The 13,821-nt window shown below is 46.8% G+C and carries 9 protein-coding genes; 3 read left to right on the top strand and 6 right to left on the bottom strand.

The features are described from left to right. Nucleotides 1-209: 209 nt before the first annotated feature. Nucleotides 210-1,058, bottom strand: coding sequence for a GNAT family N-acetyltransferase (locus ABVF09_RS08080; protein ID WP_026570854.1), 849 nt, complete (start codon nucleotides 1,056-1,058; stop codon nucleotides 210-212). Between the two features lie 130 nt (nucleotides 1,059-1,188). On the opposite strand from ABVF09_RS08080, the gene ABVF09_RS08075 reads away from it, so the two are divergent. Next, nucleotides 1,189-1,371 (top strand): SE1832 family protein, encoded by a 183-nt coding sequence (locus ABVF09_RS08075; RefSeq protein ID WP_026570855.1) that lies wholly within the window; start codon nucleotides 1,189-1,191, stop codon nucleotides 1,369-1,371. Nucleotides 1,372-1,603: 232 nt separating this feature from the next. Here ABVF09_RS08075 and ABVF09_RS08070 read toward each other — a convergent pair whose 3' ends face one another. Further along, nucleotides 1,604-3,457, bottom strand: coding sequence for a cation:proton antiporter (locus ABVF09_RS08070; RefSeq protein ID WP_371068948.1), 1,854 nt, complete (start codon nucleotides 3,455-3,457; stop codon nucleotides 1,604-1,606). A 287-nt stretch (nucleotides 3,458-3,744) separates the two neighbouring features. Here ABVF09_RS08070 and brnQ point away from each other — a divergent pair, with 287 nt between their 5' ends. Together brnQ and recQ are read left to right on the top strand one after the other, a co-directional pair. Continuing rightward, the gene (gene brnQ / locus ABVF09_RS08065; protein ID WP_371068947.1) at nucleotides 3,745-5,028 is read left to right on the top strand and encodes a branched-chain amino acid transport system II carrier protein; all 1,284 of its coding nucleotides are present in this window, start codon (nucleotides 3,745-3,747) and stop codon (nucleotides 5,026-5,028) included. Between the two features lie 356 nt (nucleotides 5,029-5,384). Further along, nucleotides 5,385-7,544, top strand: coding sequence for a DNA helicase RecQ (gene recQ / locus ABVF09_RS08060; protein ID WP_371068946.1), 2,160 nt, complete (start codon nucleotides 5,385-5,387; stop codon nucleotides 7,542-7,544). A 167-nt stretch (nucleotides 7,545-7,711) separates the two neighbouring features. Here the strand turns inward: recQ and ABVF09_RS08055 are convergent, their stop codons facing one another. From ABVF09_RS08055 to ABVF09_RS08040, 4 genes are all read right to left on the bottom strand, one after another. After that, nucleotides 7,712-7,879, bottom strand: coding sequence for a hypothetical protein (locus tag ABVF09_RS08055; RefSeq protein ID WP_162832892.1), 168 nt, complete (start codon nucleotides 7,877-7,879; stop codon nucleotides 7,712-7,714). 87 nt (nucleotides 7,880-7,966) lie between these two features. Then, nucleotides 7,967-9,208: an aminopeptidase gene (locus ABVF09_RS08050; protein WP_371068945.1), complete on the bottom strand. Its 1,242-nt coding sequence runs from the start codon at nucleotides 9,206-9,208 to the stop codon at nucleotides 7,967-7,969. Nucleotides 9,209-10,177: 969 nt separating this feature from the next. Further along, the gene (locus ABVF09_RS08045; RefSeq protein WP_026570859.1) at nucleotides 10,178-12,061 is read right to left on the bottom strand and encodes an ABC-F family ATP-binding cassette domain-containing protein; all 1,884 of its coding nucleotides are present in this window, start codon (nucleotides 12,059-12,061) and stop codon (nucleotides 10,178-10,180) included. 187 nt (nucleotides 12,062-12,248) lie between these two features. Then, on the bottom strand, nucleotides 12,249-13,667 hold the full coding sequence (locus ABVF09_RS08040; protein WP_026570860.1) for an alanine/glycine:cation symporter family protein: 1,419 nt from the start codon (nucleotides 13,665-13,667) through the stop codon (nucleotides 12,249-12,251). Nucleotides 13,668-13,821 lie beyond the last annotated feature (154 nt).

The following is a 13,821-nucleotide window of genomic DNA, read 5'->3' as shown; positions in this document are numbered from 1 at the left end:
GTACTTTGCCGGATAGGAGCGTTGCACGATTCACAAGAGAAGAGTAGAACGGTTTGCTTTTTTTCAATTGAAAAACCGAACAATTGTAAAATCGTTCGGTTTTATTTTGGTCACGTTGCTTTTATTCCAGGTTCTCCTTTTGGAGGGACGACCTGCTTTCCGCTTCAGTAACCTGCGCTGCTACTCATTCTGATACAGTGCAATCCCGTTTATCGGAAACTGTACATGACCGACTCGCCGACAGCTTGGTAGCCGATTTTTTGATAGATGCCATTGGAGGTAGGGTTCGCCTGATCTGTGTACAAACTGCAAAAATGATTTCCTTCATGAAGCAGTTTTTGAGAAAGGGCTGCGACAAGTGCCGTGGCATAACCATTCCGCTTGTAAGTGTCTGGTGTATAAACAGCGTTGATCGTCACGCCGTTTTTCGATTTTCTTGATTGATTGGCCATCGATACGGGCTGGCCGTCCACCACCCATAGATAGACGGAACGGGATGCAATAAAATCCTTGGCCATCTCTTCTGCCCGTTCCTCATCCATTGATACGTTTGCCTCTGTCCCAAACCCGATCAACCAGGCTTTAATCAACCCAACATCTTTTTCATCTGCAGACTGGAGGCGCCCGCTTCCTTTTTCTATCGAATTCACCTCATCCAGTCTGTAAATAAGCTGTTCCATTTCCATTTCTGCTTTTTTCCCTGTTAGCTGCCCCCATTCATTCACAAACGGCCGGACTGCTTCAGCAGGTCCCACTACACCGGGAATGTCAATGCCCTGTTGATGAAGTAGGCCGGCAATGAGCGTGAACATTTCTGGATGGACCGCTTCCATATCGGGAAGTATCAAATTGTGCGGCGGTGTTTGAAGAAAAACATATACCGGTTCATCTGACTCTTTAACCATCCCAAAATATGGGGCTGGGCTTTGTGCGCTTTCGTTTTCCTTCAGCCTGTTCAGAATCCCCAATCCCAGATTGTTGCAGGCTTCTCTAGCCAACAACAAGGGCTCTGCCTGTTCAAGAAAAGTGGTAATATCATCCACTTGCAAGACTTCCATCCCTGTTCCCCCTCTCATTCTTTCTAGTAGTTTAACCTATCTTCCAGGCTCTGCCCACTACTTTTTAGAAATCCTGTTGGTTGACGGAGACCACCTGCTGACATACAGTTTTATTAAAGGAGTGGTAATCATGACAAAAAAAGAAATCGAAAACCGGATCAGTGAATTAAAATCTGATTATATGCGTATTCAAGCCGACTTGGAGAAACTTGACTCGGTCGGAGGAAATACTGCCAATGCAGAGAGACAACTGGGTGATATGGAACAAGAACTGGCAAGTTTGAACAAGCAACTCGATGAATTGGATCAGTGAGGGGTTGTAAAGAACCGGGCGCAAAACTCAACCCATGGGTAAAACAACTTTAGGGTGAACAAAGCGAGATTCACTGACGATAAACGAACGAAATTCCCGAGGGTTTCTTTCAAGTCTCGCAAATTTAGTATACCGTTCTTCCATTAAAACAGAGCCTCTCGCCATGAAAAGCAGCAGCCCGATTGGACTGCTGCTTGATGTATGGTCAGTGTGTAATACTTTAAGATTTCATTTATTGATTGCCTTGTTCTTGATGTTGTTGATCGAGTTTTGCTTTTATTTTATTCACTTCTTTGCTGGGCGGTGTCAGACTGACCACTACATCTCCGGGCTCTGCCTTTAATTTAATTTCATCGGTATAATACTCGACATTTCCGGAGACGCGCAGGACAAACAATAATATGGTACCGTGGGCCCGGTCATCAAGATAATCTGGATATGTGTACTGATCGGTAATGTTCGTCTTTCTCATTACATAACCGTCATCGATCTTGCCACATAGCCCCTCCAATGAAATTTCCTCGGAAAACAAGACCCGGCCTGCGATCGTTGGGTCCAAGTCCTCCACCTGGTCTCCCCTTTCGGTTTGAATGCTCAGTTTGAACACATTGTTGCGGCCGAACGCCGGGACAAATGCCGTGGCAACCAAAGCATTGTAAGAATCGAATTCAGTAGCCGAAATCAAATAATCATATGGTGTCATATCAACACGGTAATCCGTCTGCTCCGACAATATCTCCCCGTGATGAAAGTTGACTCCGGCATTGCGTGCTTTGGAAAGGCGCTGCCAGGAGGAATCAGACACAATGGCCGGGATGTCCATATCCTTCAGGATTTTGGCCAACGCCACAGTAAAGCTGTTGCTTCCTATAATCATGGTCCCAGGGCGACCTTCTGCAGAAAGGTTCAGCTTTCCGGCCAGCCAGCTGATAGAAAACCCATGGGCGACCACTGTGAAAAACACTAACGCAAAAGTGATCGAGGTCACCAGCGCCGCATCTTCATAACCCTCATCATATAAAATGGACGCAAAGTAGCCCGAAACAGTCAGCGCTACAATCCCCCTCGGTGCAATCCAGCCGACAAGCAGCTTTTCTGACTTGGACAAGTCGGTCCGAATCGTCGACAGGAAAATCGACAACGGCCGGACAATGAACAACATCAACAGTACATACCCGATGATTTCCGGCCTGAATATCTGGAGAAGCGTTCCTCTCGTCAGGGATGCTGTCAGCATGATAAAAATCGTTGAAATCAGCAAAATCGAAATATTTTCTTTGAAGTGCCGCATATCCTGAATGGACGAGATGCGGATGTTGGCCAGGGTCATCCCCATGGCAGTCACTGCCAGCAAACCTGTTTCATGTGTGATCTCATCGGCTATCGTAAAACAAGCGATTACCGCTGCAAAAACGAGTGGAGATTTTAAATACTCCGGAACATGACCGGTTTCGAACATCCATCCGATTCCTCTGCCAAACGCCCAGCCGAATATGACGGCAAACAGCGATGCCAGGAGGAAAAACAGCAAAGACAACAAGCTGTGGCCGGTATTGGTGAGAACCAGAATGATTTCCAGAGCAAAAATCGCAAGGAGCGGACCGATCGGATCGACAATGATTCCTTCCCATTTCAAGATTTTGGCGGGTCTTGGTTTCAGCTTCGACTGTCGCAATAACGGCAAAATCACGGTGGGACCCGTCACGATGAACACTCCGCCGATCACAAACGATACAGCCCAGGATAACCCGCCAACATAATGCGCTGTCAAGGAACCCAGTATCCAGGATAAGAATGCCCCAAAGGTGACAATCCGGAAAACAGGCCTTCCCAATCCCTTAATATCTTGTAGGCGGAGATTCAGACTGCCTTCAAAAAGGATGATTGCCACAGCCACAGATATAATCGGCCGGTAAAGGTCTCCAAAATCCTCGTTCGGATTGATGATACCTAGCGCAGGCCCCACTAATAATCCGGCTACCGACATGACCACAATGGCGGGAAGACGGTAGCGCCAGGACAACCATTGAGAACCGACACCCAGCGCACCTATCAACATTATTTCTAATAAAAGGGAATCGCTCATGTAACTTCCACCCCTTTCTGCATTTAAATCGTACGATGGAAAAAGATATACCATAGTGTAATGCGGCTGGATTTCCATGTAAAACGGTTTGTTTCACGGCAGCAGGATTTTTGCATGAAAATCGCTTACGGCCACATCCCTCTTCTTTGTTCATTCAGGTATCATTGACAAATGGCTATCTCGTTGGTAGTATAGTTCTGCTTTTTCATATTTCAAAAAAATGCAACGTTTTTATTGATGATACAGCTCGTTCATTTGGTAAGAGCCTGCGTACGGAGGAATGCAGCTTGGTAAAACAGACATTTTTAATCGGTTTTATGCTATTTGCCCTATTTTTCGGGGCAGGAAACTTAATTTATCCCCCCACCTTAGGGTTGGAGGCAGGTACTTCCTTTTGGCCGGCCATGGTTGGTTTTATCTTAACCGGGGTCGGGCTGCCTATCCTTGCAATTGTTGCTATAGCCCTTATCAGTGATCGAACATCAGAATTGGGAAGCAAGGTCCATCCGTCTTTCGGCCTGTTGTTTACATCGATCATTTATTTGGCCATCGGGCCGTTTTTCGGCATCCCAAGAGCTGCCAATGTAGCTTTCGAGATGGGTGTACTTCCATCTGTCCAGGCCGGTGTAAGTCATACCTCGATATTGGTCCTGTTCACGGTTGTTTTTTTTAGTTTGGTCTATTGGTTCAGTCTCAATCCTTCCAAACTGGTCGATCGGATTGGTCAATGGTTGACTCCTGCCTTGTTGATGGCCGTGGCAGCGCTTTGTATCGGCAGTTTTTTCATGCTGCGTTCTCCTTCCAGCATACCAGGCGAAAAATATCATACAGCCCCTTTTTTCAGCGGGTTTGTGGAAGGATATTTAACCATGGATGCCATTGCCGCCCTTGCATTTGGGATTATTGTCGTAACAGCCTATAAGGACAGCGGGGTACAGGACAAAAAAACATTGGTGACCTCCACTTTAAAAGCAGGAATAATATCGGGGGCCGCCCTGACACTTGTCTACGGTTCGCTTGGATGGATAGGTGCCAAAATGGCTGCACAAGGCAGTTTCGATAATGGCGGCCAGATCCTGTCCAGCGCCACCCAGCTGGTTTATGGCAATTTCGGCCTATTGCTGCTCGGGCTTATTGTCGCGTTGGCTTGTTTCACGACTTCCATCGGATTGACAGTTGCCTGCGCTCAGTATTTTGCAAGAACTACCCGGTTTTCCTACAAGCAAATAGCAGCGATTGTCAGCATCGCCAGTTTTTTGATTGCCAACCTCGGCCTAAATCAAATTATCGCCATCTCTGTACCAGTACTTGTCGCCATTTATCCAATTGCCATCGTTTTAGTCCTGCTCACTTTTCTGGACAAGTGGTTTGAAGGATCGACGTCCGTTTATCGAGGTGCAATCCTGCTGACTGCTATAGTCAGTATCTACCAGGGGCTGACCGAATTCGGTTTGGAAATGAGCGCCGTACAACCGTGGATCGAACAGCTCCCGCTTTTCTCCGTGGGTCTCGGCTGGCTTCTCCCCGCCGTAATTGGCGCATCCATCGGCGGTTTTCTCGATCATCGTTGAGATATATTGTGTGCTTAAACATAGCTTGAAATATCGAACAGGGCTGCCCGCTGCAGGGCAGCCCTGTTTTCGTTGTCACGCTTTCCCGGCCGTTCCAGAAAAGACCCTCTCTCCTTTTGCCGCTCATACAGCAGGAGGTCATCATCCACTTATCCTGTATGTTGAAGTTTTTTGGAAACTTGTCAATAAATGCTCATTTTTCTAAGCATGTTGATAACTTCTCCCCTGATAATGGCAATATTAAACATCCTGGATACGAAATATTTAAAGATAGGCAATTCTCGTCTGTACAGAATCATGATAGGATAGTAGTATTGATTTTTTCAATTTGGAACTTAAAGAAAAGGATGAACACCATGATAATGGAAAAAGCCCAACACATACTTGAAGAATACTTTGGTTTTCCAAGCTTCCGGCCTGGCCAGCAAGCTGTGATCGAATACGTGACCAGTCAAAAAAACGCTCTGGCCATCATGCCGACAGGCGGCGGAAAATCACTTTGTTATCAAATTCCCGGGCTTGCCCTTGAAGGAACCGCCATTGTCGTTTCACCATTGATTTCACTGATGAAAGACCAGGTGGACGCCTTGTCCTCACTCGGCATTCCCGCCACCTATATAAACAGCACGTTAAGCACGGAAGAATTCCAGGAACGGATGCAGCAGCTGCGGGCCGGCAGCTACAAATTCGTTTATGCAGCACCTGAACGATTTGAATCGCCAACATTTATCGAGTCAATCAGATCAATCAACCTGTCCTTGATTGCGTTCGATGAAGCCCACTGTATTTCTCAATGGGGACACGACTTCCGCCCCAGCTACCGATCAATCGTGCCCACATTAGCCAAACTGCCCAACCTTCCGGTAACCGTTGCCTTGACGGCCACCGCTACCGATGAAGTGAACTACGATATCCGCAGGCTTCTTGACATTGAAGACGATCATGTCATCAATACGGGCTTTGCCAGAGACAACCTTTCTTTTCATATCGTCAAAGGAAGCAATAAACGCGATTTTCTGCTTGATTATCTGAAGGAACGCCAGACAGAGTCAGGGATTATCTACACCTCAACAAGAAAACAAACCGATACGGTCCACCAGCTGCTCGAGAGCAAAGGATATGCGGCTGCTAAATATCACGCCGGTCTTTCCGAGCAGGACCGGAAGCAGGCACAGAATGCATTCATTCAAGATGAGAAAACGATCATTGTAGCCACCAATGCTTTTGGCATGGGAATCGACAAATCGAACGTACGTTATGTGATCCACTATGCTCTGCCGATGAATATCGAATCCTACTATCAGGAAGCAGGCAGAGCCGGCAGGGATGGAGAGCCTAGCGATTGCATTCTGCTCTTTTCCGGGCAGGATATCCAATTGCAAAAGTTTCTAATCGAGCAGTCCTTGATGGACGAAGAAAAAAAATCGAAAGAATATAAAAAGCTGCAGGCAATGGTCAATTACTGCCACACCCACAGTTGTCTGCAGACCTATATCCTGCATTATTTCAATGATTATTCTGCGATGGAAGACTGCTGTAAATGCAGCAACTGTCTCAACAGTGACAATCGGGAAGATATGACAAGAGAAGCCCAAATGGTCCTGTCCTGCATCAAGCGTATGGACGAAAGGTTCGGTGCCGGTTTAACGGCCAAAGTGCTGAAAGGATCAAGGGATAAAAAAGTAAAAGACTTTCAGTTTGATCAGCTGTCTACCTACGGACTGATGTCCCAATATACCGAAAAGGAATTGACCAATTTCATTCACTTCCTTGTGGCGGAAAATATTCTTACGACAGGGGACGACCGTTATCCGATACTTAAACTGACCAAACAGGCAAAAGAAGTACTGCAAGGCCGTAAGCAGGTATGGGTTCAAACTGGTTTTGCCAGAAGCACTTCCGCAGCCGATTATCATGAAGCTTTGTTCGAGGAGCTCCGACAGTTGCGCAAGCAGACAGCGATAGAAGAGAAAGTGCCACCTTATGTGTTGTTTTCTGACGCGACGTTAAAGGAGATGGCCCGTCATTTCCCTCAAACAAAAGAAGAGATGCTCCGTATAAAAGGGGTGGGGGAGAAAAAATTCGAACAGTATGGCGAACCCTTTCTTCAAGCAATTTTGCCATGGGCCGATAAAGTGGAGAAAAAACAAACAAAGAGAACATCTGTTGTTTCGAGCAAGGGGATGCTGGAAAAACGGGATAAAGATGATGACAGACCTAGTCACCTTATAAGCTATCAGTCATTTGTGGACGGCTCTTCCCTTGCAGAGATTGCGGCCACCCGGGGAATTACCGAGCAGACGGCCGCCAATCATTTATTCAAAGCCTATGGCGAGGCTTATCCGCTAGACTGGGACAGGCTGTTTACAAAGTCGGAGGAAGAGGAAGTGCTTGCCGTCCGTCAGGAGCTGGATGAACCGAAACTGAAGCCGATCAAAGAAAGGATAGAGGCAGATATAAGCTACACGGCAATCAAGGCGGTGTTAATCAAACATGGCATTATGCTGAATCGCTAGCCATGTCTTTTTGTGAAGGATAAGCGCACACGCCTGTTAAGAGAGGCTAAGTTCGTCACATCGTGTGGATCTCCTACAAGCTTAAACAAAACCTCGAAGTGCAAACCAAATAGAAAAAACACGCGGAGAAGCAGCACTTCCGCGTGCTTTTTCATCATGAAGTATTTTCAAATCCCTGTTGTTGTATCTTGGTTATGCCGTTCCTGGCAATCCTTGCAAAGCTTGATTTTCTCCTCTTGTCTTGTCGACAAGAGCTTTCCGCAGCTCGAGCACTTATGGAACTCATTAGCGTTCGACTGAAAGCCGGCCATCTCGCCTTCATTTCGTCTTACCATGGGGTACTCTCCTTTCGGCTGTTATAGAAAAACACCGAATCTTAACTAGATATTACCCCGGTATGACGACTATCAAACCCTAACTGCTTAAGCGTCGAAGTCCAATGCCCAGCTCCCTTTGCGGAATACTGGTTCTGTGCTGCCATCTGCAGTCACTCCGTCGATGTCAAGTTCAGCCGAGCCAATCATGAAATCCACATGTGTCAAACTGTCATTGACCCCATGCTTGTCAAGCTGCTCATCATCCATTTGTGAACCGCCTTCCAGACTGGTCGGATAGGCCTTGCCCAAAGCAATATGACAAGATGCGTTTTCGTCATAGAGCGTATTATAAAAGATGAGACCTGATTGGGAAATCGGAGATTCATGCGGAACAAGCGCAATTTCACCGAGACGACGTGCTCCCTCATCTGTATCCAGCAAATGCTTCAATGTTTCATAGCCCTGTTCCGCTTGAAAATCGACAACCTTTCCTTTTTCAAAGGTCAAGCTGAAACCATCAATCAAGTTACCTCCATAGTTCAATGGCTTGGTACTGGAAACCGTTCCGTTCACCCCATACTTATCCGGCAATGTGAAGACTTCCTCTGTCGGCATATTCGGATTGAAATCTGTACCTTTTTCCGTCTTAGCGGAACCGCCTTTCCAAATGTGCCCTTCCGGAAGCTCAAGCTCAAAATCGGTACCTGGTGCTTTATAAACCAATTTCTTGTATTGTTTTCTATTCAAAAATTCGCGTGCTTTCCGCAAGGTCGCATTGTGTTCATTCCAAGCAGCGACAGGATTTTCTTTGTCGACGCGGACGATTTTGAAGATTTGCTGCCACAAGCTTTCCATTGCTTCCTCTTTCGATTGATCCGGAAAGATTTTTTGTGCCCAATCGCCAGTTGGAATCGAAATGATCGACCAAGGAATCCTGTCGTTCATCGTGTACTGGCGAAACTCTTTCATCGCTTCTGCATTGGCTTTGGAAGCCCTCGCCACTTTGCCGGCATCGATGTCCTTCAGTAAATCAGGGTTTGTGGAACGGATGGATAAGACGGCCGCGCCTTCTTTTGCGAAGGATACAAGCTTGTCCACGTGCCACTGAGGGACATCCGTCAATACTTCTTCCGGTGCATTCTCGTATTTAAGCAATGAAATTTCGTCATCCGCCCAATTGATATGTACGTTCCTGGCTCCTAGTTCATAGGCTTTCCGGACGACGATCCGGGTAAAATCGGCACCCTCGATCGGCGCATTGATCATCAATGTTTGGTCTTTTTGCAGGTTGACACCGGTTTTCAGGGCCAACTCTGCATATTTTTCTAATTGTTTTAATTCTGCCATTGTTTTTCCCTCCAAAAAATCGACCTGTCAGTCTGTTTTCTTTACCTCTCTATTATTTCACAAAAAACGGAAACTAACAAAATTTTCTTATTATTCACGTTGCAATTCATTCAGCGAAATAGCGTCGCGGTGGGATAGCGGTCTACATGACGTTTGGCGTGGGTGCAAATGAACCTTCCTGAACCTCACCACAATATTCTCCTCCTGATAGTCTCCAAACGAATTCTTGGAGGAGCATGAGGTTCCCCCACCACCTTTCACCAAAGAGAAACCTCCACTTCAAATAAAGTGAATCTATATTATAAAAACTGTTCTCCTAATTTCGTGAAAAATATAAACTGCGACATAGTTTGGATGCGTCTTCCTGACTTCTTACTTTTGTTGAGTTGGAATTCGACGCTGCGAAAATACCCTGCGCTTTCCGCGGGCGGCTGGTGAGCTTCCTCGAGCTAACGCTCTGCGGGATCTCACCGAGGCCTTTCCTCCCGCGGGAGTCTCCGGGTATTTTCTTCGCTAGGAACAGCTTTCTGTTTAAAAATGCGTGTACTAGACATTTTTCATTCATGGTACTCCAAGCATCGTATCATCAAAAGATTGCCGAGAAAACAAGCAGAAAGTCCAAGAACAGGATAATAAATGGAACTTCAACTATCTATTTAGGAAAAGAAGTACACATTTCCTGACAAAGCTTTTAAGATGGCTTGTTGGGACTCAAAGAAAAAGTCTCTAGGTTTGCGATAACACCATGCTTCTTAGCGTAGGTAGCATGCGTAGACTCCAGCGGGAACAGCGCGAGCTGAAGATCCACTAGGTAAAGCGGTTTTCTTTACCTAGTTAGCTGAGGCCGTGCCCGCGGAAAGCGAAGTATGCTACCGAAGCGGTGGTTAGCACGCTTTTTGAATAGGACATTACAGTTACTGCGCATTTTCTATCTACTATATCTGTGGAAAGGGCAAACCCTCTGATTTTTTATTGATTATCCATTTCCTCGACAAGCAGCGAAAGTTCCTCCCAGCGTTCCATTGCCTGTTCCAAGTCAGCTTCCAACTGCTCCTGCTGATTATAGAAGTCCTGAACTTTGCCGAGATCGCTTCCTGCCTGTTCGATTTCCTGTTTCACTTTCTCCAGTTCTTCTTCCAGTCCGGTGATTTTGTCTTCTATCCCTTCCCATTCCCTTTGTTCATGATAAGAGAGTTTCTTCTTCTTTTTACGCGGGGAAGCCGTTTGTTTGGCAATTTCTTCTTTTGGCTGCCGGCGTGATTTTGCATCCTCCAAGTAATCACTATAATTTCCGTAAAAGAAATGGATGTCATTCCGCCCTTCAAAAGCGATCAAACGATGGACAACCCTGTCCAGGAAGTAACGGTCGTGGGATACGGTTATCACAACACCGGGAAATTGATCCAAATAATCTTCGAGCACGCCGAGTGTCTCTGTATCAAGATCATTGGTCGGTTCGTCGAGTAACAGGACATTCGGTTCACCCATCAGAACCCGAAGCAAATACAACCGTCGCCGCTCCCCGCCTGACAGCCGGCTGACATGGGTCCACTGCTGTGAGCGGGGGAACAGGAACCGTTCCAGCATTTGTTCCGCAGTTATCACTTCACCGTCTGCAGTGTGGACGACTTCGGCAGTCTCCTTGATATATTCGACAACACGCAGGGAATCATCCATTTCTGTATGATCCTGCGTGTAATAACCGATTTTCACAGTAGGACCTGTCTCCACCTTTCCAGAATCAGGTTCCATTCTTCCAGCCATGATGTTCAAAAGCGTTGTTTTTCCACTTCCGTTCGGTCCGATAATGCCGATTCGGTCTCCCGGAATCACGAGGTAGTCCAGCTCGGCAATATAGGGGGTATCTGCAAAAGATTTTCCAATGCGCTCTAGCTCAATCACTTTTTTGCCGAGGCGTTGAGAGCCGACCTGAAAATCCAGTTCCTTACCGCCTGTATCGAACGTGACTTGCTTCATTTCCTCGGCACGCTGCTTTCTGGCCTTCTGCTTGGTAGAGCGCGCCTTGGCTCCGCGGCGCAGCCATTCCAGCTCACGGCGTAAGGTGTTTTTATGCTTCTGTTCATTCTGCTGCTCCAATGATTCCCGTTCTGCTTTCTTTTCCAAAAACGTTTCGTAATTGCCCTCGTACGTATAGAGGTTCCCTTTATCCAATTCATAAATCCGGTTGGTGATCCGGTTAAGAAAGTACCGGTCATGCGTCACGAGAATCAAGGCGCCTTCATATTGCGGCAAGTACCCTTCCAGCCATTCGATTGTTTCATTATCCAGATGGTTGGTAGGCTCGTCGAGAATCAACAAGTCTGCCGGCTGGATCAATGCACGGGCAATGGCCGTCCGCTTTTTTTGCCCGCCCGACAGGTCAGCGGTTTTTTTCGCATAATCTGTAATCCCCAATTTTGTCAGGATTGTTTTCGCTGCTGTATTGGCGTCCCATGCTTCCTGTTCATCCATGGATTGCTGTGCCTTCAACAGCTTCTCCTGAAGCGACGTATTTTGTGGCTGTTCTTCGAGCTGTTGAAGTGTCTCCTCGTACTGCCTCATGGTACGCATGATTGCCGATTCGCCCTGATAAACCTGTTCCAGGACGGTCAAACCACCATCTAAATCAGGCTCCTGATTCAGATATTCGATACGAAAATCATTGGCATGTTTGATTGTCCCTCCCTCATTGGGCTCGATTCCGGCTATCACCTTCAGCAATGTCGATTTGCCGGTCCCGTTCACGCCGATCAAACCGATACGTTCCTTTGGTTCGATGGTAAATCCGATATGGTCGAACAATACCTTGTCACCGAAAGATTTATACAACTGTTCCACAGATAGGATACTCATTCGTTTACTCATCCTTTTGATTATTTAAACTATATCCTTTCAATTATAAAGGATATTCAAAAAAGTTAACAATACGGCAGTTCCCTTATCATCCTCGTGTTGAAGCTCGAATGGAAACCGATAAAGAAAAAGGCCGCCGGATTTGTTTCCAGCAGCCTGATTTAACATACACCCGCCATTTTGGCGATTATTTTTCGTTCTCTGAAGTCTGGTCTTTCCCCCAGTATTCCATCCCGGAAACACCATCGAGTGTTTCCCGATAAAAGACTGGGTCCTTGCCCTGCTTCCTCTGGCTTAGGTAGTCCGTCAGTGTCCGGTAAGCAACTTTCGAAAGCATGGCGATCGCATACAAGTTGATCAAGGCCATGATTGCCATCGAGAGATCGGCCATGCTCCAAACAAGATCGAATTCCTGCAGGGCGCCGAACGTAACCATGAGCAATACAGCCACCCGGTAAACAGTCAGAGCTGTCTTGCTTGTCTTGATAAATTCGATATTCGTTTCTCCATAATAGTAGTTACCAAGGATGGAGGAATAAGCGAACAGGAAAATAGCGATGGCTACAAACACTGCCGCCCAAGAACCCAACTGTGATTCAAAAGCACTCTGGGTGATCTGGATGCCCTGAAGCGTACTTCCGGCATAGCCTTCTGTTGTTAAAATGATCAATGCTGTCGCACTGCAAATGACCAAGGTATCGAGAAAAACACCCAATGTTTGGATGAGACCCTGTTTGACTGGATGGGTCACCTCTGCTGTTGCAGCTGCGTTCGGCGCACTACCCATACCTGCTTCGTTGGAAAACAAGCCACGCTTGATCCCCATCATGATGGCCGCTCCAAAGCCGCCACCGGCAATTTCCCTGATACCGAAAGCATTGGCGAATATCAGCTGGAACATTTCCGGAATGGCGGTCACATTCGCCAAAAGAATATATATGGCAAGCAATACATACATGATAGCCATGAACGGAATGATGAACTGGGTCACTCTGGCGATACTGCGCAGCCCGCCAAATATGACAACCGCTGTCAGGATAACCAAGATGGCCGCCATCCACTCCGGACTGATTCCAAACGATTCCTCAAAAGCAAGCCGGATTGTATTGGATTGAACGGAATTAAATACAAGTCCATATGTAAACGTAATGATGATGGCGAATACAATTCCGAGCCAGCGCTTATTCAATCCTTTTTCCATGTAATATGCGGGGCCGCCGCGGTATTGGTTCTTGTCAGGCACTTTGTACACTTGTGCCAAGGTACTTTCCACAAAGCTAGTGGCGCCGCCGATCAAGGCGATGAGCCACATCCAGAATACAGCGCCAGGTCCGCCTGCGGCAATTGCAGAGGCAACTCCTGCCAAGTTTCCGGTTCCGACCCGTGAAGCAGTACTGATTGTAAACGCCTGAAAAGCCGATGTGCCTTTTTTTCCTTCCGCACTTATCGTCCGCTTATCAAACAATACCCGGAACATTTCAGGAAACAGCCTGAACTGCACGAATTTCGTGCGAATGGTGAAAAACACGCCCAGTCCGATCAGGACCGCAATCAACACATAACCCCACAGAAAGTCATTCAGCGTGGATAATATATCAGCAAACATACCGTTCCTCCCACTCCTTCTCTTCATCTGTCATCCTATGTAAAACAACCCGACAACATTCATTTATTACCCGTCCTGCCAGCCTGGAAAACCAGCATGCGGGCTCATTCATTCTTATGAGAAACACGAGCGGGAATATTCCCGCTCGTGCAAT

The sequence above is a fragment of the Sediminibacillus sp. JSM 1682029 genome, from assembly GCF_041366435.1.
Lineage (GTDB): Bacteria > Bacillota > Bacilli > Bacillales > Amphibacillaceae > Sediminibacillus > Sediminibacillus terrae.
The sequence above is the reverse complement of the archived record's forward strand: the minus strand, read 5'-3'. Positions and strand labels throughout refer to the sequence as shown.